Origin of the sequence: Clostridium sp. Ade.TY (assembly GCF_000498355.1) — a bacterium.
In the GTDB taxonomy this organism is placed as follows: domain Bacteria; phylum Bacillota; class Clostridia; order Clostridiales; family Clostridiaceae; genus Clostridium.
This window is the reverse complement of sequence record NZ_AVSV01000029.1, coordinates 109,456-133,272: the sequence shown is the minus strand read 5'-3', so window position 1 is coordinate 133,272 and position 23,817 is coordinate 109,456. Positions and strand designations below refer to the sequence as shown.

The 23,817-nt window shown below is 23.3% G+C and carries 25 protein-coding genes and 1 pseudogene; 24 read left to right on the top strand and 2 right to left on the bottom strand.

All coding sequences use genetic code 11. From position 1 onward, the window contains the following. Positions 1 to 255: 255 nt before the first annotated feature. The 15 genes from O212_RS0112220 to O212_RS0112145 all read left to right on the top strand — a co-directional run bounded on the left by O212_RS0112220 (position 256) and on the right by O212_RS0112145 (position 13,713). On the top strand, positions 256 to 1,236 hold the full coding sequence (locus tag O212_RS0112220; RefSeq protein WP_024615387.1) for a hypothetical protein: 981 nt from the start codon (positions 256 to 258) through the stop codon (positions 1,234 to 1,236). Positions 1,237 to 1,238: 2 nt separating this feature from the next. Beyond that, positions 1,239 to 3,116, top strand: a complete 1,878-nt coding sequence (locus O212_RS0112215) for an AAA family ATPase (protein ID WP_024615386.1) — start codon at positions 1,239 to 1,241, stop codon at positions 3,114 to 3,116. Further along, positions 3,100 to 4,935, top strand: a complete 1,836-nt coding sequence (locus O212_RS0112210; RefSeq protein ID WP_024615385.1) for a DUF2357 domain-containing protein — start codon at positions 3,100 to 3,102, stop codon at positions 4,933 to 4,935. The genes O212_RS0112215 and O212_RS0112210 overlap by 17 nt, the downstream gene beginning before the upstream one ends. 989 nt (positions 4,936 to 5,924) lie before the next feature. Then, on the top strand, positions 5,925 to 6,527 hold the full coding sequence (locus tag O212_RS0112200; RefSeq protein WP_024615384.1) for a DUF2441 domain-containing protein: 603 nt from the start codon (positions 5,925 to 5,927) through the stop codon (positions 6,525 to 6,527). A gap of 115 nt (positions 6,528 to 6,642) precedes the next feature. Then, positions 6,643 to 7,227, top strand: coding sequence for a helix-turn-helix transcriptional regulator (locus O212_RS0112195; RefSeq protein WP_024615383.1), 585 nt, complete (start codon positions 6,643 to 6,645; stop codon positions 7,225 to 7,227). Between the two features lie 408 nt (positions 7,228 to 7,635). Beyond that, positions 7,636 to 8,151 carry a ClbS/DfsB family four-helix bundle protein gene (locus O212_RS0112190; RefSeq protein ID WP_024615382.1) on the top strand — a complete coding sequence of 172 codons (516 nt, stop codon included), beginning with the start codon at positions 7,636 to 7,638 and terminating at the stop codon, positions 8,149 to 8,151. A gap of 251 nt (positions 8,152 to 8,402) precedes the next feature. Next, positions 8,403 to 9,299 carry a hypothetical protein gene (locus tag O212_RS0112185; protein WP_024615381.1) on the top strand — a complete coding sequence of 299 codons (897 nt, stop codon included), beginning with the start codon at positions 8,403 to 8,405 and terminating at the stop codon, positions 9,297 to 9,299. A gap of 378 nt (positions 9,300 to 9,677) precedes the next feature. After that, positions 9,678 to 10,199 (top strand): GNAT family protein, encoded by a 522-nt coding sequence (locus O212_RS0112180; RefSeq protein ID WP_024615380.1) that lies wholly within the window; start codon positions 9,678 to 9,680, stop codon positions 10,197 to 10,199. A 47-nt stretch (positions 10,200 to 10,246) separates the two neighbouring features. Continuing rightward, entirely contained in the window at positions 10,247 to 10,390 is a 144-nt protein-coding gene (locus tag O212_RS16870; protein ID WP_173391490.1) for a hypothetical protein, read from the top strand. Between the two features lie 131 nt (positions 10,391 to 10,521). Continuing rightward, entirely contained in the window at positions 10,522 to 10,884 is a 363-nt protein-coding gene (locus O212_RS0112170; RefSeq protein WP_024615379.1) for a hypothetical protein, read from the top strand. Between the two features lie 45 nt (positions 10,885 to 10,929). Next, positions 10,930 to 11,079, top strand: a complete 150-nt coding sequence (locus O212_RS16700) for a hypothetical protein (RefSeq protein ID WP_160166418.1) — start codon at positions 10,930 to 10,932, stop codon at positions 11,077 to 11,079. A gap of 166 nt (positions 11,080 to 11,245) precedes the next feature. Next, positions 11,246 to 11,701: a GNAT family N-acetyltransferase gene (locus tag O212_RS0112160; RefSeq protein WP_029699365.1), complete on the top strand. Its 456-nt coding sequence runs from the start codon at positions 11,246 to 11,248 to the stop codon at positions 11,699 to 11,701. A gap of 328 nt (positions 11,702 to 12,029) precedes the next feature. Next, positions 12,030 to 12,359, top strand: a complete 330-nt coding sequence (locus O212_RS0112155) for a hypothetical protein (RefSeq protein ID WP_024615377.1) — start codon at positions 12,030 to 12,032, stop codon at positions 12,357 to 12,359. An 8-nt stretch (positions 12,360 to 12,367) separates the two neighbouring features. After that, complete coding sequence (locus O212_RS16085; protein ID WP_024615376.1) at positions 12,368 to 13,060, top strand: hypothetical protein; 693 nt, start codon at positions 12,368 to 12,370, stop codon at positions 13,058 to 13,060. 242 nt (positions 13,061 to 13,302) lie between these two features. After that, positions 13,303 to 13,713, top strand: a complete 411-nt coding sequence (locus O212_RS0112145; RefSeq protein WP_024615375.1) for a universal stress protein — start codon at positions 13,303 to 13,305, stop codon at positions 13,711 to 13,713. 187 nt (positions 13,714 to 13,900) lie between these two features. Here O212_RS0112145 and O212_RS0112140 read toward each other — a convergent pair whose 3' ends face one another. Continuing rightward, positions 13,901 to 14,524, bottom strand: coding sequence for a hypothetical protein (locus O212_RS0112140; RefSeq protein ID WP_024615374.1), 624 nt, complete (start codon positions 14,522 to 14,524; stop codon positions 13,901 to 13,903). 121 nt (positions 14,525 to 14,645) lie between these two features. Further along, positions 14,646 to 15,182: a DUF4825 domain-containing protein gene (locus O212_RS0112135; RefSeq protein WP_024615373.1), complete on the bottom strand. Its 537-nt coding sequence runs from the start codon at positions 15,180 to 15,182 to the stop codon at positions 14,646 to 14,648. Positions 15,183 to 15,485: 303 nt separating this feature from the next. On the opposite strand from O212_RS0112135, the gene O212_RS0112130 reads away from it, so the two are divergent. The 9 genes and pseudogenes from O212_RS0112130 to O212_RS0112090 all read left to right on the top strand — a co-directional run bounded on the left by O212_RS0112130 (position 15,486) and on the right by O212_RS0112090 (position 23,796). After that, a complete protein-coding gene (locus O212_RS0112130; protein ID WP_024615372.1) occupies positions 15,486 to 15,896 on the top strand; it encodes a universal stress protein in 411 nt (136 codons plus the stop codon). A gap of 373 nt (positions 15,897 to 16,269) precedes the next feature. After that, positions 16,270 to 17,292 (top strand): hydrogenase small subunit, encoded by a 1,023-nt coding sequence (locus tag O212_RS0112125; RefSeq protein ID WP_242829574.1) that lies wholly within the window; start codon positions 16,270 to 16,272, stop codon positions 17,290 to 17,292. Positions 17,293 to 17,303: 11 nt separating this feature from the next. After that, positions 17,304 to 18,722: a nickel-dependent hydrogenase large subunit gene (locus tag O212_RS0112120; RefSeq protein WP_024615370.1), complete on the top strand. Its 1,419-nt coding sequence runs from the start codon at positions 17,304 to 17,306 to the stop codon at positions 18,720 to 18,722. A gap of 8 nt (positions 18,723 to 18,730) precedes the next feature. After that, entirely contained in the window at positions 18,731 to 19,201 is a 471-nt protein-coding gene (locus O212_RS0112115; RefSeq protein ID WP_024615369.1) for a hydrogenase maturation protease, read from the top strand. Positions 19,202 to 19,489: 288 nt separating this feature from the next. Further along, positions 19,490 to 20,785 carry a histidine--tRNA ligase gene (gene hisS / locus O212_RS0112110; RefSeq protein ID WP_024615368.1) on the top strand — a complete coding sequence of 432 codons (1,296 nt, stop codon included), beginning with the start codon at positions 19,490 to 19,492 and terminating at the stop codon, positions 20,783 to 20,785. Positions 20,786 to 20,799: 14 nt separating this feature from the next. Beyond that, positions 20,800 to 21,009: pseudogene (locus tag O212_RS16080) on the top strand (ATPase); the annotation flags it as partial. A gap of 224 nt (positions 21,010 to 21,233) precedes the next feature. Next, positions 21,234 to 21,386 (top strand): zinc-ribbon domain-containing protein, encoded by a 153-nt coding sequence (locus O212_RS0112100; RefSeq protein WP_024615367.1) that lies wholly within the window; start codon positions 21,234 to 21,236, stop codon positions 21,384 to 21,386. A 413-nt stretch (positions 21,387 to 21,799) separates the two neighbouring features. After that, entirely contained in the window at positions 21,800 to 22,894 is a 1,095-nt protein-coding gene (locus O212_RS0112095) for a choloylglycine hydrolase family protein (protein ID WP_024615366.1), read from the top strand. Between the two features lie 245 nt (positions 22,895 to 23,139). Continuing rightward, positions 23,140 to 23,796, top strand: coding sequence for an HTH domain-containing protein (locus O212_RS0112090; protein ID WP_024615365.1), 657 nt, complete (start codon positions 23,140 to 23,142; stop codon positions 23,794 to 23,796). The last annotated feature ends 21 nt before the right edge of the window (positions 23,797 to 23,817 follow it).

The window sequence follows — 23,817 nt, the reverse complement described above, 5'->3', positions numbered from 1 at the left end:
ATATTATTTTTGCATTGAAATATCTTAAATAAAATTATTTAACTTATAGAATATTATATACGTTAATATAAATTATCATATAAAATAGATTCGGATATTTAAGTGTTAAGTATTTATTTTCGAAGTATATTTATGAATAATATAAATGATATTCAGTAGAAATAAGAAATATATAAATTTTTGAAAAACTTTAATAAAAATACAATTAGTATTATAATAGTTATGGAAATTTTAGAATATACAAGGAGGGAAATAGTGAATATTGATAAAAAATTATTAGAATATTATCTAAATAATCTTAATGATAAGGATTTAAATATTTTAATTAGAGAATTAAAAATTAAAATTAATGGATTTAATAATATTAAAAATAAAAATATAGTTATTCCTAAAGTTATATTAATAAATAATATTTTAAAAACTAATAAAATAAGTGAATTAAAAGAATATTTTTTTAATGATTCATTAAATATAAGAGATTATTCTAAAATTGGAGAAGAAGAATTAATAGATTTATTTAAAAAAGGAATTGAACAAAAATATATTATAGAATTTTTGATTATATCATCAAGTGATGATTATAAAGAAATAAAAAATATAATTAATAAAGACATATTAGAAAATAAAAAATTAAGGTTATATAATGATATATATTTAGAGAAAAAAAAAGAAGAGATGAGTGATATAAGCAATAATTTAAATGAAGAAAACATTAAACTAATAAAAAAAATTAGGATTTTAAATAAGGAAAAAGAGATATTAACTAAAGAAAATACACAATTTAAGAACTGTATAGAAGCTAGCAAAAAAGAAATTGAAAAATATAAACATGATTATAAAAATTTAAAGATTAAATATGATGAATCTAAAAAGAATGCAAATGACATTAAAACTTATAATATATTACTGGAAAATGAAAAAAAAAAGTTAGAGGAAATATGTGATAAATTAAAGTATGAAAATATTAAATTAAATGAGAAGATTGAAAAAAGAATAGGTGTTATTGGTGAAATAAATAAAAAATATTTTAATAATAAAGATTATAAAATAGATAAAATTACAGTAGATAATGTAGATAATTTAAATAACATAGTCAATGAATATGATGAGGTTTGGATATTATTATATGATTTTTCATTATTTAAGCAGAGAGAGTTTAGAAATATAAAAAAGAATAAAGTTTATAAATTTAAGAATTTTACAGAATTAAATAATTATTTAAATAGAGGAGTTTAAAAATGAAGTGGGATACATATATGTTAGGAAAGCTTGGAGATAATATATTTGTAAATAAGGTAGAATCTTTACAATTTGACGTAAGATTAATATCTGAGGAACCTTATGATTTTCCGGAAAACAAAGTTTTTACAGGATATTCATCTCATATAGAGAAAGATGGTTTTATAGATGATAAAAGTATATTAATTAAAGAAGAAAGAGAGTTTCAAATAGATTGTTTTTTTGAAGATAGACTTTTAATATTTAAACCGATAAAAAAAAGAGATAATTATAAAGAAAAAGATAACTATAGTATTGATGATGTAATAATAGTTAAAAAACCAAAAATATTTAGTGAAGAATTTACTTATAAGGCTGTTCCAGTGTATAGAAAAGAATCATTAAATATAGGGTTTGAGGAATTTAGAGAAAAATTATTAACAAACAAATGGTTAAAGAGTATAGAAGGTATATCAAAAGATATAGAAGATGTTCCATCAATGATATTTTTTGATGATGGTAAAACAATTAGAGCTATTGTTGGATTTGATAATCATGAATACAAATATGGTATGGTAAAGTATTCATTTAATGAATTATATTTTGTAGAAGAAGATAAAAGTTGGGATGATTATTTTATACAGAGTCCAGAGTTAGATGAAATAATATTTGTGGAAACTAATATGTATTATAAAATAGAAAAATTAGCAGAGTTTATTAGTAATAATAATCAACAATTAGAAAAGAATTTCAGTAAATTAAAAAATGAGGATAATAATATGAATAAAGAAATGAAAATAAATGAAGATGATTTCATAGATAAATTTATAAAAATAACTAAAAATATGAATTTGGCATATAAAAGTAAAGATTTAATAAACTTTCATATTGCAATGAAATCATCTAATTTGGTTATACTAGCAGGAATGAGTGGAACTGGTAAATCTAAAATAGTACAGGCTTATGGAAAAGCTTTGGGAATAAATGAAGATAATTTAAATTTTATACCTGTAAGGCCTTCTTGGGCAGATGACAGTGATTTATTAGGATATGTAGATACAATGCATAATATTTATAAACCATCTGATTCAAGGTTTATAGATACAATAATTTCTGCTTCTAAAAATAAAGATGATATATATATAGTTTGTTTAGATGAAATGAATTTAGCTAGAATTGAGCATTATTTTTCTCAATTTCTTTCTGTATTAGAATTAGATGAAGATAAAAGAATATTAAATTTGTATAATTCGGAACTAGAAAAGAATTTATACAATGCAGATAAATATCCTTCTAATATTCTTATAGGAGATAATTTATTTTTTGTTGGTACAGTAAATTTAGATGAATCAACATATCATTTTTCAGATAAAGTTTTAGATAGAGCTAATGTTATAACCCTAGATCAATGTGACTTCAAAGAGTTGTATAATCTTGAGAAATATATGGGACAGGAAATATATTGTGAGAAAATTTCTTTTTTAGAATATAAAAATATGATTAAACACAAAAGAAATATATATTTATTAGAAAGAGAAATAGATATGTTATCAGAAATACATAAAAGTATGAATTTCTTAAATAAGAATATCGGAATTGGTTTTAGAATTGTAAAGCAAATTGATAAATACATTAAGAATATACCAGATAATTCTATATTAACAAGAAAAGATGCAATAGATATACAATTAGTTCAAAGAGTTTTAACAAAAATAAGAGGAACTCAAGAACAATGGAATGAGTTTATTGGAACATATGATATTGAAAAGAAAGAGCTAATTGATAGTAGTATAATGGAAATATTAAATCGATATAGTGATATATCTGAATTTAATAATTCAAAAAAGTATATCAATGATAAGGCAAGAGAGTTAAGTATTTATGGATACACATTATAATATATTTAAAGTTACTTTTCATGAAAAAAAAGACTCAAAAGTAAAAGAATTGAATTTTTATAAAGATGATAAAGAAATATGTGATGATGAAATAGTTAGTATAGAAGAAAATAGAATAGTGTCAATAAAATTTGAGTGTAAAAATAAATCAGCTAAATTATACATGGATGGGCTAGATACATTACCATTAGAATTATTGCCTAATGATATAGTTAATTTAGAAAATAATGAAGTTTTTATAAAACCATCTGATATAAAAATTCCAATATATGAAGAAGGATTTTATCCACTTATACCTGGACAATATAGCATAAGAGTTATTGTTGAAGAGATTGTATACTATTCTTCATTTAAGGTAATTAATAAATTATTAACAGAGGATGAATCAAATATTATTAAGAGAGAATTAGAAGATGAATTAAATGGTATTGCATTTGAATTTATAAAAAGAACTTTTTCAGTTGCAAATCAAGGAATATTAAATGAAATGCCTACAATGTTTTATAAATTTTCAGTAATAGAAAATGATTTTCCTAAAATTATTAGTTCATTGATAGAATTAAAAAATAGAGCAAATTATAAAATAGATAATAAATATAGGATAGTTCAACAAGAAAAAGTTAAGAAAATAGATACTATAACCATAAAAAATTATCTAAGCAATTCTGTGAAACAAGGATTTATGAAAGTTCCTACAAAAACTATAGAATATAATTTACCAGAGAATAGATGGATGAAAAGAATAATAGAAGAAATAATATTTGATTTAAATGAATTTTTAAAAGAAATCAATAGAGTAATAATTAATAAAAGAAATAAAATAATAGAAATTAAAAAGTATTATAGGTATAGAAATAATAAGATAGAGTTTATTATGGAAAAAGAGTCTTTAGATTATATAACTAAATTAAAGAATAAATCTCTTAAGATGAAAGGAGCTATATCCCATTTAAGTCAATGGTGTAGAATATTAGATGGTAATACTAGTAGTAATATTCCTCATGTATTAATACAAGATTCCAGGTATAATATTTTATATAAAGTTTATAAGAAATTACATGATAATGATTTTACGAGCAAAAATAATAAATATTCTATACAGTGGAAAAAGACTGATAAATTATATGAAATGTGGTGTTATGTAAAAATATGCAAAATAATAAGAGATGATTTAGGTTATAAAAATGTTAATGGGTGGATATTTAATAAAAAAAATACTAATAAAGAATATATAATTCAAGATTTAGAGGCTAATACAACTGTAAAATTTCAAAAAGATGATATAATAATTAATTTATGTTATGATACTGAAATTCCTAAGTATAGTAGAGAAACTAATTTTTATAATAATCCACTATATATAACAGCTCTAAATAATAAACCTGATGCTAGGTTAGACATTTATAAAAATGATGTATATTTAGGAAGTATAATATTTGAATTTAAATATAGGTATAGGGAGCGAATTTGGAATAAAAATTATGATAGATATTTTGAACAAAGTGTTATAAAACAATTAGTTGCTTATGGAAATAATTGTAGGAGTATATATTTGTTAAAAAATAAAAATAATTATAATAAGGAAACAAAAACAATAGAATTAATTGAGATGCCGGTTCAAAAAGTAATAGTATTATATCCTGAATCTAAAAATGAAAATTTAGATATTGATGATGTAAATGATCATAATTTAAAATTTATAAAAATAAAACCTAAAAGAAATATAGAAAAGCTAGTAAAAGAAATAGATATTCAAATAAAAGAAATATTAAGGAAAGAAGAACTAATAGAATTCTATAGATGGCGTAATCAAAAATAATATAAAGCAAATATGATAAAGAAGAAAATGCGAAATGAGTGAAATCTATAATATGTGATTGATTTACTTGTTAAATGATCGACATATAGTTGTAGTTTATAAAATATTAAGGCGGTAAAGGGATATGATGAACAATGAAAAAAGTGCAAGAATTCAAGTTTTATCAAGCAGTTCTAATATGGATGTATATGATTTTAATTAAAATTGGGTTGTCGTATCCATTTTTAGAATGTTTATGTAGTTTGAGCTTTTAGATATTTCATTACTGAGTAATTCAGTTTAGACCAGTTTTTATAACTAGGTCTATTTTTTATGTTTAAAAATAATCAAATTTTAGTGTAGTGAAATGAATTAAAAAAGAATATTAAATAAGATTATTTATATAAATTTTTTTCAAATTATTATAATTGAAAGTATGTTTTATGGAACCAGTCTTATATTTTAAATGCCAACTGGTACCATTTCAGATATTTTAGTGAGAAAAAATTAAGTTTAATTTCTTGCATAATTATTATGCTTTATAATAATTTTAGTAAAAATAATTTGATTTTCTCTTATAGGGTTCTTTACCTCGATGTTATATCCTATTAGTTGAAATTTAATTAATAAATTAATTTTATGAGAAAAGAGATAAATAGTTAGGCTATTTTTAAATTGATGGATTATATCTGATTTTTTTCTAAAAATAGGATATACTATAAGCAAAATTAATTTTAAAAGTAATAAGGACTGTTAATATAATTGATAAGTGGCAAACTTATGGTAATAAGAAATGTAGAAATAAGTTATTATAACGAAATAGACAAATTGATACAGCATAATGCAAAATGGTGGAAAGTTTAATGATATAGGTTATTATCACATGCATTTGTTTCCAAGGTATATTAAAGATAATTTTTCTTGGATAGTATCTGATAAAAATTATAATGTAAATGAAATAATTGCAAATAAGATAAAGGAAAATATTTAAAGCATAAAAGGAGAGCGAGATGGAGAAAAAAGAGGAACAATATTTTTATCATGTTGTTACAGAAAAACCTATGAAGTTAGGACAAGTAATAATTTTTAACGAAAATAATCACAATGGAGTATATGAAAGAAGTTTAAATTTTGATTTTAGAAATTCAGAAGGTAAAACAGCACTTGAAATATTAAGAGAAAACATTAAGGATGGAAAACTAAAGCTTAATGAAGAAGATACTGATGTTTTATCTAAATATTTAGAGTGGTCAACAAAAGGTTATAGAGAATTAATATTAGAAATAGAAAGAAGAAAAGAAAATTTAAAAGTTCCATCAAGAATGGCTTGTTTATATGTATCAAGAAATTTAGAAGATGCTAAGAATTGGGCTGAAAGTTTTATTTATTTTGGAAGACCAACATTTCAAATAGTAAAATTAAGAGCAACAGGAAATTCGTTTGATGGAAATTCTTATAATATAAAAACAGAAACTGTTTCAATTAAAGAACAGTTTGAATTTGCAAAAAATTATTGGAATAATGAGCCTTGTGAAGATAAATTGATAGAAACAATTATAGATGGAGAAATAGAAGTTGTAGAAATAGTTGAAGAGTTTAATATATGCTTATAATGCAGTAAAATGGTATGTAAAATCGATTTTACATAGTAAAAAGTAGTGATGTAAAAGAGGTTTTATAGCATAAGTACGCTCCTAAAGATAGAATGTAAGCAGGAGGAATATCAAAATGGACATTAGTAAACAAATAAAAAAATTTAGACTAGATTCAAAATTATCTCAGGAGGCTTTGGCTGAAAAAGTATTTGTAACACGGCAAACAATTTCAAACTGGGAAAATGGAAAGAACTATCCTGATATAAATAGTTTGGTACTATTAAGTACTCTATTTGGTGTTTCTCTTGATACTCTAGTTAAAGGAGATTTAGAGGAAATGAAAGAAGAAATTAAGGCAGAGGATATCAAAAGGTTTAATCATGACGGCATGATTTTTACTGTGCTTCTTATGGCAACAGTAATATTATGCGTTCCATTATTTCTTTACTTAGATTTTATTGGAATTGCAATTTGGGTAGTATTATTTGGTGTTACAATGTATTATGCAAACCGTATTGAAAAACAAAAGAAAACTCATGACATTCAAACATACAGAGAAATTATAGCTTTTACTGAAGGAAAAAAACTTGATCAGATTGAAAAGAGTTGTGAGATTGGAAAACGTCCATATCAAAAAGGGTTCTTAGTAATTTGTTCTGCCCTTATTGCATTAGTTGTAAGTTTAGGAATGTATTTTTTACTTAGCTTAATTCATTAGATTAAAATAATAATAAGGAATTATTAGGTTACTTAGTTTGTAGAGTTGAAGACAACTTAGTTTGGGCAGAAGCTTTATTTGTTTTAAATAATTTGTATAAGTATTAATTTTAAATATTATAATTATAAAAATTATTTTTATTAGTATAAGTTTCATAAAAATATATTATGTATAAAATATGGAATAATAAGATGATAAGAGCAAAAATAAATTAATAATATAGGAATTAGAATATGTTTTGAAGTTAAAGCTCCTGAATATTTTATAGAATTATATAAATCACATACTGGTTTAAATGTAGTGATTTATTATAGTTTGCAAAAAAGAAATTTAGTTATATATATTTAGAAGGTAAAAAAATTATAAAAGGTAGAAAAAAGAATTATTAATTTAGAGAGGAATGAAGGCGTGAGAGAATATGAGAGTAAAGAAGAGTTAATTTTAGAAATTTCAAATAGGGCTAAATTATTTATAAAAGAGTTTGATAATATTAATGAAAATGATAAGGATAAATTAATTGATGAAGTGGATAGAACTCCAAGTCAAATGATTGCATATCAATTAGGATGGATGAACTTACTTCTTAATTGGGAAAAAGAAGAACAAGAAGGCAAAACAGTTATAACACCAACACCAGAATACAAGTGGAATAAACTTGGTGGCTTATATGAGAGTTTTTATAAACAATATGAAGGATATACTTTAAAAGAACTTCAGAGTATGTTTATAAATTTAGAAAATCAAATTATTAAACTTATAAATAATTACACAGATGAAGAGTTATTTATTCAAGGTAAAAGAAACTGGGCATCTCAAACCTCTTCCAATTGGCCAATATGGAAATGGATTCATATTAATACTGTTGCACCATTTAAATCTTTTAGAACAAAGATAAGAAAATGGAAAAAAATAATGTATAGTTAAAAATTAATTTCTTTTTTAATTAAAAGAGCAATTTATGAGTTAAAAGAGTAGCGTAAAATAGTAACATATGAGTTAAAAGATTAATATAAAATAATAAATACAAAGAATAATATATGAAATAAGTTCTATTATTTTAATAGGACTTATTTTTATTTAAAAATATAGTATAAATTAGGAAATAAATAAAAATATATCTAATTAAGGAAAATAGATATATAATTATTAAGAAATTAAAAATTAGGGGGATACATATGAAGAAAAATAATAAAGTTATAATAATTAGTATTGTAGTAATATTAATTATTGTTGGTGGAATTTTTGGATTTTATAAGTATAAAGAAAATAAAATTCAAAACATGGTAAACAAAGGAGTAGAGTATTTAAATCAAAAAGAATATGAAAAAGCAATTACTGCATTTGATTTTGTATTAGAGGAAAAATCAAATGATACAGAAGCTTTACAGTTAAAAGGTATTATAGGTAAATATTTAGAAGCAAAAAAACTTTTTGATAATGGAAATATTGAAGAGGCCAATAAGTTAATAAATGAAATTGGGGAAGAAGGTTCAAATTATAAGAAATTTCAAAGTGATGTAAATAATTTAAAAGAGCAAATAACTACTTACATGAAAAAAATTAAAGAAATAAATGATTATATAAATAAAGCAAAAGAGTTAGTTAAAGAAAAGAAATATAATGATGCTATAAATATAATTGAAAAGTTAGAAAAAGATAAGTTAAATGATAATCAGAAGAAAGAAATAGAAGATTTAAAAAATACAATTAATTCTGAATTACAAAAACAAAAAGAAGAAGCAATAAAAGAAGAAAAAGCAAAACAAGCAAAAAAGGAAAAAGAAAATAAAGAAAAAGTAACTAGTAAAAGTAATGAAGAGAAATCAAATAATAAAAAGAATACAGAAAAACAATCTTTTAATGAAAATGATGCCTTTAAATTAGCAAGAGCATATGCAGATAAGGTTGATCTTAGAGATGTTGTACCAATGGGAGTTGTTGAAATACCAGGCGAAGGAAAAAAAGGATGGGAATATTCTTTAAGACATGAAGGAGAAATGAGAGTATTTATTGACTATAATGGAACATTGTACTCTCAAGTAGCTGGAGAAGTAGGGGTTAGAAAAGAATAATTAAGATAAATAGTTATTAATAATTAAAAAGAAATAGGAAACTGGAGCAATTAAAAAAACTCCTTTAAGTAAATATAGTGAAAAGCACTATTTAAAGTTTACTTAAAGGGGTTATTTTTATAGATTGTTATAAGAAAATAAAGAAATGCAAATAGAATATTCTATAATAATTATGAAAAAATCCAAATAATCACAAAAAAAGATAAGGTTTACATATGCAATGATATAATAAATATAAGGTATATCTTATTGTATAGTACTTAAAAATGAGAAAGAAAGAGGGACTTTATAAATAAATATTTAATAAGGGTTTATAAAGAAAAGATATTATTGGATCAATGAAAGTTAATGATAAAGAATAATTTAGGGGGAAAGAATATGAGATTAGAAACAAAAAGAACAATTTTACGAAATTTTGAAAATAAGGATTTACAAGATTTAAATGATTATTGCAGTCAAGATGGAGTTGGTGAAATGGCTGGTTGGAAGCACCATAGTGATTTATTAACTTCAAAAGAAGCCTTATATAGAAATATTAGAAATAAAAATATTTTTGCAATAGAAAATAAAGAAGATGGAAAAGTAATTGGACATATATCAATAAATGATGATTCTGAAAATGGAAGAGAAGATACAAAGGAATTGGGCTTTGTACTAAATCGTAATTATCAAAATAAAGGAATTATGACAGAAGCAGTTTATAAAATTTTAGATTATTTATTTTCAAATAATATAGAATACGTGTATGCTTGTTGTTTTCAAAATAACATACCATCAAAAAAATTAATAGAAAAATGTGGGTTTACTCTTGAACAAGAAGGTGTATTTTATTCAGAATCACTTAATGAAACCTTTAAGTCATTTGAGTATGTATACAATAAATGTGAGTGGGAAAGTTAGATTATAATATTGAAAAGTAATAGAGCAATAAATAATAGAGAATATAAATGAAATTTAATAGACTAATACTTGAATTATCAGTGTCTAGTATTATTGAATCAAAAAATTTTTATATTGATATTTTGGGTTTTAATTTAGAGTATGAAATATTAGTACAAGATCCTGATGGATATTTATTAAAGTTTTCCTAAACAGTTAAGGAAATAAATAATCTTTAAAATTATTAAAAATATAAAGAAAAATCTTATTGGCATTAAACAAAGTTGTATAAGAATGTATTTTATTAAAATGAAAAATTAAATTTATAGTGGGAGAAGAAAATATGATTACATATAGAGAGATTGATAGTAAATACTTTGATAAGTATGATAAAAATCCAATGCTTGTTAATGTTAAAAGTATACTGAAATTAGAAAAGATTAAAAATGGCTTTGGAGGTATTTTATTAAAAGAGATTCTAACTGAAGAGTACATAAAGGATTTGGGAAAATATGAGAAAGTAGCAAAATACTCAGAAAAATTTGATATAACTAACTGGGCATTTTTTATGGCATTTGATAATGAACTTCCTATTGGAGCAGTTACTGTTGTTTCAAAAAAGGAAAATGTTAATCTTCTTGATGGTAGAGATGATATAAGTGTATTATGGGATATAAGAGTGGACGATAGAAAAAGCATGGAGTAGGTACAAAATTATTTTGAGTGGTCCAAATCAAAAGTATTAAAGCAAATGAAAATTGAATGTCAAAATAATAATGTTAATGCATGCAAATTTTATAATAAGCAAGGAGCTGTACTTAGTAAAATAGATGAATATGCTTATTATGAAGATATTGAAGATAGAGATGAAGTTCAACTTATATGGTATTTAGACTTATAAAAGTATATAAAGAAATAAAAATAAGATTGAAGGTGTACTGCATTTTCATAATTAAAGTATTTAAAATGATGCTTATAAATGGCTTGAAATGGTTGGAAAATATTAATATTTTTCTGGGCTTTATCTTAACAATGAGGAATATAAAAATAATTTAGGAGTAAATAATATGAGAGAGATAACATATAGAAGATTAATTAATAGTGATTTAGATACATTTATAAAATTAAGAATCAACCAATTAAAGGAAGAAGGAGCAGAAGAAACATTTGATTTAAGCCCTATGTTACATAGTTACTATAATAAACATATGGAAGATAAAACATTTATTTCATGGGTAGCAATAGAGAATGGAGAAATTATAGGTACAAGTGGTATTTCATTTGTTATAAAGCCACCATATTATAGCAATCCAACTGGAAAAATTGGATTATTATCTAGTATGTATGTTAAAAAAGAATATAGAAGAATGGGTATTGCAAGAAAATTATTAAATAAAGTTGTAAATGAAGCGAAAGTATATGGATGTGGTGGAGTTCAAATTACTGCTTCTGATATGGGAGTATTTCTGTATACTGATTTTGGATTTAAGAAAAATAATAATTTTATGGAATATAAGTTTTGATAAATTTTGAAGATGATATATTTTTTATAAGAAATTTAATTAAAATAATTATATTGGGAACTATCATGGTAATGGATAAAATTCATTTATGATAGTTCTTTTTATTTTAATAATTTAAGTTTATTTGGGTTGAATTATGTATTACTTAACATATTCAGATTATTTAATTGTTATGACGTATCAGTAATTAAAACAAAACTATTTTTAAGATTAATACTATAAATTAAAGATAACAAGAGATTTTTGGTTTAATATTTTATTATTGTTACAAATGTGAAAATATTGTAATATATACATGGAAAATAATTAACATTTTATAGGGGGAAGTATGAAGATAAAATTATTTGAAAACAAAATATTTAGAAAAACATTTAATATTTTTAAGAATTTAGGCGTATTTTTATTGGCTATGTTTATATTTACTATTTGTTCAGGTATATTGCCAGAACAACCTGTACAAGTAAATTATTCTAAATATAGTGAAATAGAAAAACAAGAAGTAAAAGTATCTGATGAATATAATGTCTTGAACTCAGAATTTGAAAAGAAAAAATCTGAATTAATAGAAAAGAAACAAGCAATATCTTCAGATAACGAAAAAATAACTCAACAGATAGATGACCTAAATAAAGAAATAAAAGAGTTAAGTGTAAAATAGGGGGAAGTATGAAAAATAATAAATTTATAAAATTTATATTTAAATATAAGATTGCTATAATAGTTGCATTTATTTTTTCTATTATAATGTATTTTAATCCTCATGATTATAAAAATGATTATGAGTCTAAAATAAATGAAATACAAGTTTTAAGTAATAAAATAAATGATATAAAATCAAATGATGCTTTAAATAAAATGAATTCAGAAATAAAAAAATTAGAGGATGATAATACTAAATTAAATAATGAATTAACTAATAAGAATAAGGAAGTTGAAAAACTTAAAGAAGAAAAGAAAAAAGCTGAAGAGTTAAAGAAAAAGGAGGAGGAAGAAAAGAAGAGATTAGCAGACGAAAAGAAAAAAGAAAACTTAGAGAAAGAAAAACAAGCTAGTGCTAAAAATAATGTTGGCTCTAATACATCATCAAATTCAAATAATACAAGTGTTTCAAGAGGTTCACATAGCTCAAGTAATGGAAATGGATCAAATAAGGGGAATACTTCAAGTACTTCAAATGCTTCAAGTGGTTCATCTAATTCAAGTAGTACAAGCGGTAATTATGTATATGCAAATGGAGGCAATTCAAAAAGTAATAAATATCATAAATCACCAAATGCACATAATATGGAAGGTGCTATAAAAATGACAGAAAGTGAAGCAAAATCAAATGGATATGTACCTTGTGGTAGATGTTATTAATAATAAATATGTAAAATGTAACTATTAGAAATAAAATTAAATGGAGTGGCTAAAAAGCCACTTTTTTTATTTATAAAGAAAATTACATTTATATTTTAAATTCCGACATATATTTATATAAAAAATTAAAATATAATAAGAAATTATAGCATTTAGTATAAAATTATTTAAAAAATAGAAGGAAATATTAAACAAATATAGAATTATATTAAGTATAGGATTATAAAAGGATGGTGATTTTTATGAGTAAGAAAATATTACTACCACTTGATGGAAGCAACAGAGATTTAATTGCGGTAAACTTCCTAAAAGACAATTTTAATCCACAAGAAACAGAAGTTATATTACTAAATGCTGGAGAAATAGTTTATGTTCATGGTATTGTTGTATCAGAAATAATAAGTTCAGAAAAAGCAGATGGAAATGAGATATTAGAAAGAGCTTTTGATAATTTAAAAGAGTTTAAGTGTACTAAGGAATTCCAATTTGGATATGCACATAACGTTATACTTAATTACGCTAATGCCTTTAATGTTGATATGATAATCATGGCTAAGAACACTAAAAAGAACTTTGTCCCATTTGTTGGATCAGTAACTGCTAGAGTAATTAAAAGGTCAAAACATACAGTAATAGTTCTTCCACAAGTTTAAAGTAATTTAGTAACTAAATTTAGAAAAATAAATAATTAAATAACAAAAATAAATAGAGGTAGTTAAAATTTTTAACTACCTCATTTTTTATATTATATTTAAAAAGAATTAATGATAATTTTTATAATTATAATAGCTTAAGTATAATTTTTGTAAGTACAATAAATATATAATTTAATAATTAAGTTTAAGCTTCTTTAAATGATAATTTAATAAGAATTGTAGAGTCGTTATTTTTTAATATTTCATTAGTTTCATTTAAATCAATAGGTGTGCCAAGTGGAATACTACTTAAGCTTCTACTAGGAGTAGCAAAGTAAATATATATTTCTTTTCCAAGTTCAAGACTTGTATTATTTACAAGAAATCCTTGAGAAAATTGACTTAAGTCTTCCTTAATTTCAAAATTACCACTTGAATATCCTCCATTACGAGATAAAAGATATCTTATTTTATCATTTTGAATATTTAAGCCTATTGTTGTATTATTTTCAGTTTCAACCAAAAGTGGTTCTTCTCCAAAAAGTTTATCTTCAACTATTTCAGTAGTCATTCCAGTAATTATTTCTTCTTTTATTTTCTTATCCTTTTCATATACTTCATAAGTTAGTAGTATTTGAATTTCCTTATTTTCAGGAATATTAGTAAGATTGTACATTAATATTTTGTTTCCAGTAAGATTAAATAAAAATTCCTCTTTTTCTGATAATGAATCATATATTAATTCAGTAGGTTTACCTTCATTGGTTTCACATCCAATAAAATTAGTAAAAAGTAATAAGGGCAAAAATACTAATATTAGCTTTTTCATAAATTCCTCCCATTTTAAAGTTTTTATACTATAGTTGATTATATAAATTTAAATTGAAAATAAGACTATAAAGAAATAGAAAAAAGTGCAATAGTAATTACTGTTCTTTTAATCTTTGTATTTATTTTTTATTAGTTTTAATAAAATTTTCTAATGATGATTTATCGTTTGTTATTTTCTCTAAGTTATTTCCAAAATCATCTTTATGCTCATTTACTAAAGAAGTTCTTTCATAAGTAATAATATTTCCATCAGCTATATTAAAATTTACTATATCAGCATTTTGAACAAGAGAAAATATTATTAAAGCGTTAGTTTTCATTACATAAGGAAAAGAAGATGACAGTAATGAATTATCCTCAAATCTAATGGAGATATCTTTAAAACTTTTATAGTATATAGTTATCTCATATGGTTTTGATGTTGTTTGTAGTTCTATTCTTTCATTATATATATTGCCTGGTAAGTTATTAATAATATTTGAAATGGCAGAATTATCTCCAACATAAGAATCTTTATATTTTAAAACTGTATTTAAATTTACGTTTGATTCATTAGTAGTTTCTTTTTCTTCAGAGTATTTACTGCATCCAATAATTCCTAATAATAATATGAAAATTGACAACACTACTATTTTCTTAAACGTAGTAATTTTCACTAAATTTCCCCCTCTTATTAATAGTGTAATAAAGATTTTTGAAATTTTCTTCTTTCTTATTATTATAACATTTATTGGAATATATTTACAAAAGATTTCACATATATACTAATATATATTAAATATAGAAATTTTATTATCCTTATGGGTTATATAACTTTCAAAGCTATGTAAAGCAATGGTTAATAATAGTTTGTTTAATATTTTAAAATGGTCTTTTATTTGAAATTTAAAAGGAAATATTAAACAAATATAGAAGTATATAAGTAACAAGTATAAAATTACATAAGGGAGGTGATTTTTGTGAATAAGAAAATCCTACTACCACTTGATGGAAGCTATAGAGATTTAATTGCAGTAAACTTCCTAAAAGAAAATTTCAGTCCAAAAGAAACAGAAGTTATATTATTAAATGTTGGACAAATAGTTTATGTTGAAGGTTCTATTGTAGCAGATATGATAGTTTCAGAAGAAGAACTAGGAATTAAAATATTAGAAAGAGCAGCTGAAAACTTAAAAGGTTTTCATTGTATTAAGGAATTTAAATTTGGATATGCAGATGAGGTTATAATTAATTACTCCAACGCCCTTAAGGTTGATATGATAATTATGGCAAAGAATACTAAAAAGAAATTTGTTCAGATTATTGGTTCAGTAACTTCTAAAGTAATAAAAAGAGCAAAATGTTCAGTTATGATGCTACCGCAAGTTTAGAGAGACTTAATAATTAAATTCAGAATAAGTTATATTTTATAAAATTGATTTTAAACATAAAAAAGTGAACAATTTAACTTGTTCACTTTTTACTTTTATATTTAATTATTTAAAGCTAATACTTAAAAGAAAAACTAATAAAATTAATATTTGTATTTAAAAAAATTATTTCCTCCTAATTATACTTTTATTATAATAGAAAGTTTTATAGTAGAAATTTAAAATAATAAAACCTGTTCTATAATAGGAGTTTTTTTATGTAAAGAAAATAAAAAAATATAAATTTTAGTATAAATATAATTTCTATTATATTAGTATAAAAGTTTAAAAAATCAAATATATATATATCTATATTAATTTTAAGGAGATACATATGTTTATATCAAGAAATGATAAATATATTGTGCCGATAGAAGAAATTGATTTTTGGGAAGCTAATATTTTTGAAAAAAATACTAGAGATAAAATAGATGATAAAAATTTAGAAAAAATACAAGGAAATATGAATAATAATATGAGCAATAGTTGTTATGAAAACAAAACTAAGGTGGCTATTGATATGATAAATGTTGCAATTGAAAATGTTCAGAAGAAAAGAAAAGGAAAAGTTAATGCTATATGGCTAGAAGCTTCAGGTTGTTTTGGTCAATTTATATCTCTTTTAAATTCAGAAAATCCTAATTTAATATATATGTTAGAAAAGTTTGTTAATATGAAATACTTTGGAAGTATTCAAGGAAATGAAGGAGAAGAGGCTTATAAAAATATAGTTGAAAATTTAGATAAAGAATATATTTTTATAGTATCTGGTGCTATTCCACTTAAAGATGATGGACTTTATGCAACTATTGCCACATATAAAGGAAGAAAAATAACTGCTAAAGAAGCTGTTAGTGTTATTTCAAAAAATGCTAAATATATAATTAATGTTGGGACATGTGCATGCTTTGGAGGGCCTACAGCTGCAAGACCAAATTTATCTGGAGCAGTAAGTGTAAGTGAGTTTTTAAATAGAAATGATATTATAAAAATTCCAGGATGTCCAGCAAATCCAGTTTGGGTTGCAGGAATATTAGGATATATAACTTCAGAAGGAATGCCGGAACTTGATAGTAATGGAAGACCATTAGCTTATTATAGTACTTTAATACATGATATATGTCCAAGAAGGAAGTTCTTTGATAAAGGAATTTTTGCAGAAAAATTTGGTGATAGTGAATGTATGTTTAAACTTGGATGTAAGGGGCCAGTTACTTATGCATATTGTCCAGTTAGTAGATGGAATGGAACATATAATTGGCCAATTGAAGATAATACAACTTGTATAGGTTGTGCAGCTCCAGGGTTTCCTGATGCATATGAGCCTTTTGTTAAATATGATTCAGATAATATATAAGGAGATAATTTATGGCAAAGATAATAATAGATCCTATAACTAGAATAAGTGGGTTACTTAATATTGAAGTTGAAGTTGAAAAAAATAAAGTTACTGAAGCTAAAGTAAGTGGAAGTCAATTTAGAGGCTTTGAAAAAATGTTTGAGGGAAGACATCCATTTGATATTATAAGGTTAGTGCCAAGGGTATGCGGTATATGTTCAACTCACCATGCAATTACATCAGTTAGAGCTTTTGAAAATGCAATGAATATTACTCCAGATTTAAATGGAAAAATAGCAAGAGATATTGCTAATGGATTTGAATTATTACAAAATTATTTAAGGCATATATATTTCTTTGTATTTCCTGATTATGTGAAAATAATAAATATTAGTCCACTCTTTAAAACAGAACTCCCTAAGAAAGCAGATTATAGATTAGATGAAAATCATACTAAAAAAATAAATGAAGATTATTTAGAAGTTGTTAAATTAAGTAGAGAATGCCATAAGGCTTTAGCTGTTTTGGCTGGTAAAGTACCTCATGCACATGGTATATGGATAGGTGGAATAACAACTGATATTGGTATTCAACAAATTGAGTCTATAAAATATTCTATTTCAATTATTAAGGAATTTATAAATAATAATCTTATAGAAGATATAGAAATAATATCAAATAAATATAGTGATTATTATAAAATAGGTTCAGGTTATGGAAATTTAATGAGTTATGGTCTTTATAATGATTATGGTGAAAATATTAAATATGTAGATTCTGGTGTAAGAATAAATGGCTATAATAATGAATTTGATATAAAAAATATAACAAGAGATATTAATAATGCTTGGATGAGGGCTAAAGATAATATTTTAACTCCAGGGGTTAGTAGTCCACCAGATCCAGACCCATTAAAACCAAATGGATACAGTTGGGTAGATGCACCAAGATATAATGGATTTGCTATGGAAGTTGGAGCATTAGCAAGAATGACTTTAAGTGGAAAATATAATAATGGAATATCTGTTATGGATAGAATTGTTGCAAAGGCTTATGAAGCAAAAGTTATTTGTGAAATAATAGAAAAACTTATAGGAATATTAAAGCTTGGTAAGGCTAATCAAAAAGTATTAAAAGTTCCTAAAAGTGCAAAAGGTATTGGCTTAAGTGAAGCAGAAAGAGGTTCATTAGCTCACTGGCTTTCTATTGAAAATGGAGTAATATCAAATTATACATTAATACCACCATCAGCATGGAATCTTTCACCTACTGATGGAAAAGGAGTAAAAGGAACTGTTGAACAAGCCTTGATAGGGACTAAAATAAATGATGTATCTGCACCAGTTGAAATAGGAAGAATAGTTAGAAGTTTTGATCCATGCTTAAATTGTGCAGCTCATGTTACAAGTGATAAAAACAAACCAATAAGTATAATTATAAATTCATGAGGAGAAATATGATTAAAGTTTTTGGAATAGGAAATATTCTTTTAAAAGATGATGGAATAGGAGTGAAGGTTGGAGAAAGAATTAAAAAAGATTTATATAAAAATAATATTAAAGAAATAGAAGTAATTATAGGGGAAACTAATTACTTTTATTGCTTAGAAAATATAAATGATGATGATTTTATAATAATAATTGATTCAACTTATTTAGGATTAAACCCAGGGGATATTACATTTAAAAGGTTAAAAGATTGTGATGAATTAATTGGAGAAATAATAACAGAACATGAAATAAGTCTTTTAAGAGCAGTAAGAACTGAAAAAAGAAATATAGATGGATACTTTATTGGAATAGAAATAAGTGAAATAAATTATTCATTGGACTTATCAGAAGTATTAACAGAAAAGTTTGATTATATATGCAGCAAAATTTATAAGTTTATTAATGAAATAAAATTAAAACAAAAAGCTAAGATTTAAAAAATATAATTGAACAATAAATAATTTAAATATATAATATTAGAAAGATTATTTTAGGAGGAATATTATGATAGCACTTAATAAGTTTACACAAAATAAGCTACATCATCATTGCTAGAGACTTGGTCTGTAAAAGACAGATACAAGTCTATTAGGGTTAGGCTTGTATCTCTCTGGCAGTGATAAATTAAGTGAAATCATAATTTATTTAGAGCCATGTAGGATATATGCCTAGATGGCTTTTTTGTATGAAAAAATTTTTGAATAAAAATATAGGAGCGATTTAAAATGAAAAGAAATATTATAAAACCAAGTATATTACCAGGATTTATGGAGTTATTACCAAAAGAGCAAAGAGTATTTAATGATATAGTATCAAAAATAACAAAAGTTTATGAAGACAATGGATGTCTTGGCATAGATACACCAATAATAGAAAAGGCAGAAGTATTACTTGCAAAGTCAGGTGGAGAAACAGAAAAACAAGTATATAGTTTTCAAAAAGGAAAAAATAACTTAGCTTTAAGATTTGATTTAACAGTACCGTTTGCTAGATATGTAGCTCAATATTATAATGATTTAGTTTTTCCATTTAAAAGATATCAAATAGGAAAAGTATATAGAGGAGAAAGAAATCAAAAAGGAAGATATAGAGAATTTTATCAATGCGATATTGATGTTATAGGAAAAGAAAAGTTAAGCATAAATAATGATGCATGGGTTATAAGTTTAGCATCAAAAGCTTTTAAAGAGATAGGATTAAAGAATTTTAAATTCCAAATAAGTAATAGAAAAATATTAAAAGGAATATTAAATGAATTAGAAATAAATAACTCAAATGAAGTTATGATATTAATAGATAAATATGACAAAATAGGAGGAGAAAAATTCAAAGAAGAATTAGAAAATCTTATAGGAATTTATAAAAGTGAATATATAAATAAAATGCTAAATATAAAAGGGAGCAATAAAGAAATAATTGAAGAGCTTTTAAAATTAAATGTAGAAAATGAAGATTTTATTGAAGGAATAAAAGAGTTAAAGAAAGTATTAAGTATATTAAATATATTAGGGGTAAGTGATAGTGAATTTGAAATAAATTTAAAAATAATAAGAGGATTAGATTATTACACGGGAACAGTATTTGAAACAATATTAGTTGGAAATGAAAGTTATGGATCTATTTGTTCAGGTGGAAGATATGATAATTTAGCAGAAAATTATACTAACAATATATTACCTGGAGTTGGGATATCAATTGGTATAACAAGATTGTTTTTTGTTTTAAAGGAGATTGGATTTGTTGACAACTATGAAATTGATGAAAGATTAGATTATTTAATCATTCCAATAGGAGATACAATTGAATACTCACTTAAAGTTATGAAATATATGCAGGATAATGGAAAGAAGGTTACTGTTTATTTTGAAGAGGATTCATTGAAGAAAAAGATGAATTATGCAAATAAAATAGAAGTTAAAAATGTAATATTAATTGGTGAAGATGAAGTTAAAAAGGGTGAGGTAAATATAAAAAATATGATTACTGGTGAGAGTATGAGTATTGATTATAAACTGTTGTAAAAGGTAAAACTTCAATATATAAATCTATATATTATAATGAAAATAAAGATGAGAAAAGAATAAATACTGATGAGATGGTAGCTAGAATTGGATCATGGAAAGATAGTAATCTTCAAATTAAATGTGCTAGAGAAGCTGTTAAGTTGATAAAACAATATATTTTAGAAGGTATATCTTTTAATCAAGAAACTACATTGTCAGGTAAAAGTATAATAAAGAATATTACAACGCATATTGATAAATTTTAATATTAGTACATATAAAATATAAAAATAATTAAAAAAATTTACAAAAAATTATTAAAAGGGTTGTAATTAAATAAATAGTGTGTTATTATAAGAGAGTGGCAAAGATGCTAACAAAAAAAGTTTTAATTAGGTAAATAGTTTCTCATAAAATTAGAGATTATTATATCGATTTAGAATCTTTAAATTTAGGAGGAATGTTTATGACAGATAAAACATTAAAATGTAGAGATTGTGGAAGTGAATTCGTATTTTCAGTAGGAGAGCAAGAATTCTACAAAGAAAAAGGATTCGATAATGAGCCAACAAGATGTGTATCTTGTAGAAGAGCTAAAAAAGAACAAAATAGAAGATAATTTTAGATTGTTAGAGACTGTAGTTTAAACTACAGTCTTTTTTAGTTGTTATAAAAATACCATTAGAAAAATAAACATTATTAATTGTATTTTATTTAGGGAATTTTTCAGTTTTTTAATTATAGCTTTGTAAATTTTAAGATCAATTTATATATTATAACAATTAAATTTGTTTTATTAAATATTAATAATGACATAGTTAATTTATAAACTTTACAAAAACATGTTTTATATTTTAAGTAGTTTTTAACAATGTTAATAATGAATATTTTTTTCATAAAGATGCTTGAAAAAGTACAATTTTGTAATAAGATGTATATAAGGTAGTTTATTACAAATAATAATATATATATAAATGTATTTACATACCATTATATAAGTATATTTATATGTAATGGAAGGAAGCTATATATATGAATAATATGGAAAATGTAAAAGAACTTATAAGTGACATGAATGCTGGATGTAGTTCAATAACTTGGTCTACAGAAGATGGAAAACATTTATGGGGAAGAAATTTTGACTTTAATCATATAGCTAATGGAAGCATGATAACTTATGTTCCAAAAGGAAAAGAATATTATGGTTGTGGAAACATATTAGAAAAGAACATAGATGAATCTACAAAATTAATTTCTAAATATGCAGCTGTAGGAACAGGATCACTTTTAATGGAATCAACACCTGTTTTATATGAAGGTGTTAATGAAAAAGGATTAATGGGTGGACAATTATATTATCGTAATTATGCTCGTTATGAAGATAAAGCTAAAGAAGGAACTATAGGAATACAAGCACCTTATGTTGTAACATATTTATTAACACAATGTGCAAATATAGAAGAAGTTATTGATGCATTAATAAACAAATTAACATTAGTTAATGTGCCAATGTTTGGAAGTATAGGAACAATTCATTGGTCATTTACAGATAAAACTGGAGAAACAGTAATAATAGAACCAGACAAAACAGGTATAACAATATATCGTAATTCAATGGGGGTTTTAACTAATAGCCCAAGTTATTCATGGCATCAATTAAATCTATATAATTACTTTAATATAAGAGATTTAGATTATGATAATTTAACTATTGATGGATTTACTTTAGAACAATGCGCATCAGGAAATGGTACTTTAGGACTTCCAGGAGATTTTACATCTCAATCTAGATTTGTAAGACTTGCATTCTTAAAAAAATATGGAGTTAAAGGTAAGACAGAAGAAGAAGGAGTTACTTATGGAATACATTTATTAAATAATGTAGCAATGCCTTTAGGTATAGTAAGAGTTTCACAACCTGGTGATTTAAAGCATGCTTCAGGTGTAGTTCCATTTGACTATACAGTATATACTTCAATGATGTGTGCTGAATCATTAAAATTTTATTGGGTAACTTATGAAAATCAAAGAGTACAATGCATAGATTTAAATCATTTATTAGATAAAGATGACTATGTACAATTTGATCTTGGAAGAGTAACTGAATTTAAATATTTAACAAAATAAAATTATTTTAAAAGAGCAGTTTATTAATAGTAAACTGCTTTTATTTTTTATTAAATATGTAAAATTATGATTTGATAATATTTAAATATATATTTATAAAATTAAAGAGTTTTTTAATAAAATAAATTTTTATAAAAAATAAATTTTAAAATTAAAATAGGACTTTATATGTCTTATTTAAGTATTATAATAATTACAAAATCATCAAGTAATAATTAAATAATAGTTATTTTTAGGAGAGTAATATGAGATTGTTAGAAATATTATTTTATTTATTAAAATTTAATTCTAAAATTACAATTAAAGAATTGGCAAAGAACTTTAATGTATCAGAAAAGACTATACAAAGAGATTTGGATAAATTATCAATTTTAGGAATTCCTATAATATCATATAGAGGTAAAAATGGTGGTGTGGAAATAGATCCAAATTATATAATAGCCAAATATATACTAACAAGAGATGATTATAAAAACTTAATTTTATCATTATATATTTCAGAAAATATAATGAGTGATTTAAAGGAATCAAATCTTATTGATAAATTTAGATTTATTAATGCTAAAAAATGTGAGGAAATATTATCAAAGTTAGAAGAAAAATTCATAATAGATTTGGATGAAGAGAAAGATAATAATAAAAATAGTATACATGAAGTAATTAATAAGTGTATGGATAATAAGACTTTTGTAAAGATAGAAATAGATAGAAAGATTATAGAAGTATTTCCAATTTCATATATTTTAAAAAATGATGGGATATATTTATATTATTATGATGGTGATTATAAATTAATTTTAGAAAATATGATATGTAATGCTTTTGAATGTAAAAGACATTATGATGGAAAAATAATTAAATACAAAAATAATAAAGATAATTTAAAATATTATTCTAATTAAAATAAATAATAAAATGATGAG

What these genes read in the sequence shown, in the direction of transcription:
- O212_RS0112215 (WP_024615386.1), top strand. Translation starts at nt 1,239, where the DNA reads ATGAAGTGGGATACATATATGTTAGGAAAGCTTGGAGATAATATATTT.
- O212_RS0112170 (WP_024615379.1), top strand. Translation starts at nt 10,522, where the DNA reads ATGATTACATATAGAGAGATTGATAGTAAATACTTTGATAAGTATGAT.
- O212_RS0112210 (WP_024615385.1), top strand. Translation starts at nt 3,100, where the DNA reads ATGGATACACATTATAATATATTTAAAGTTACTTTTCATGAAAAAAAA.
- O212_RS0112155 (WP_024615377.1), top strand. Translation starts at nt 12,030, where the DNA reads ATGAAGATAAAATTATTTGAAAACAAAATATTTAGAAAAACATTTAAT.
- O212_RS16700 (WP_160166418.1), top strand. Translation starts at nt 10,930, where the DNA reads ATGAAAATTGAATGTCAAAATAATAATGTTAATGCATGCAAATTTTAT.
- O212_RS0112100 (WP_024615367.1), top strand. Translation starts at nt 21,234, where the DNA reads ATGACAGATAAAACATTAAAATGTAGAGATTGTGGAAGTGAATTCGTA.
- O212_RS0112140 (WP_024615374.1), bottom strand. Translation starts at nt 14,524, where the DNA reads ATGAAAAAGCTAATATTAGTATTTTTGCCCTTATTACTTTTTACTAAT.
- O212_RS0112185 (WP_024615381.1), top strand. Translation starts at nt 8,403, where the DNA reads ATGAAGAAAAATAATAAAGTTATAATAATTAGTATTGTAGTAATATTA.
- O212_RS0112090 (WP_024615365.1), top strand. Translation starts at nt 23,140, where the DNA reads ATGAGATTGTTAGAAATATTATTTTATTTATTAAAATTTAATTCTAAA.
- O212_RS0112145 (WP_024615375.1), top strand. Translation starts at nt 13,303, where the DNA reads ATGAGTAAGAAAATATTACTACCACTTGATGGAAGCAACAGAGATTTA.
- O212_RS0112120 (WP_024615370.1), top strand. Translation starts at nt 17,304, where the DNA reads ATGGCAAAGATAATAATAGATCCTATAACTAGAATAAGTGGGTTACTT.
- hisS (WP_024615368.1), top strand. Translation starts at nt 19,490, where the DNA reads ATGAAAAGAAATATTATAAAACCAAGTATATTACCAGGATTTATGGAG.
- O212_RS0112160 (WP_029699365.1), top strand. Translation starts at nt 11,246, where the DNA reads ATGAGAGAGATAACATATAGAAGATTAATTAATAGTGATTTAGATACA.
- O212_RS0112115 (WP_024615369.1), top strand. Translation starts at nt 18,731, where the DNA reads ATGATTAAAGTTTTTGGAATAGGAAATATTCTTTTAAAAGATGATGGA.
- O212_RS16085 (WP_024615376.1), top strand. Translation starts at nt 12,368, where the DNA reads ATGAAAAATAATAAATTTATAAAATTTATATTTAAATATAAGATTGCT.
- O212_RS0112200 (WP_024615384.1), top strand. Translation starts at nt 5,925, where the DNA reads ATGGAGAAAAAAGAGGAACAATATTTTTATCATGTTGTTACAGAAAAA.
- O212_RS0112195 (WP_024615383.1), top strand. Translation starts at nt 6,643, where the DNA reads ATGGACATTAGTAAACAAATAAAAAAATTTAGACTAGATTCAAAATTA.
- O212_RS0112095 (WP_024615366.1), top strand. Translation starts at nt 21,800, where the DNA reads ATGAATAATATGGAAAATGTAAAAGAACTTATAAGTGACATGAATGCT.
- O212_RS0112180 (WP_024615380.1), top strand. Translation starts at nt 9,678, where the DNA reads ATGAGATTAGAAACAAAAAGAACAATTTTACGAAATTTTGAAAATAAG.
- O212_RS0112125 (WP_242829574.1), top strand. Translation starts at nt 16,270, where the DNA reads ATGTTTATATCAAGAAATGATAAATATATTGTGCCGATAGAAGAAATT.
- O212_RS16870 (WP_173391490.1), top strand. Translation starts at nt 10,247, where the DNA reads ATGAAATTTAATAGACTAATACTTGAATTATCAGTGTCTAGTATTATT.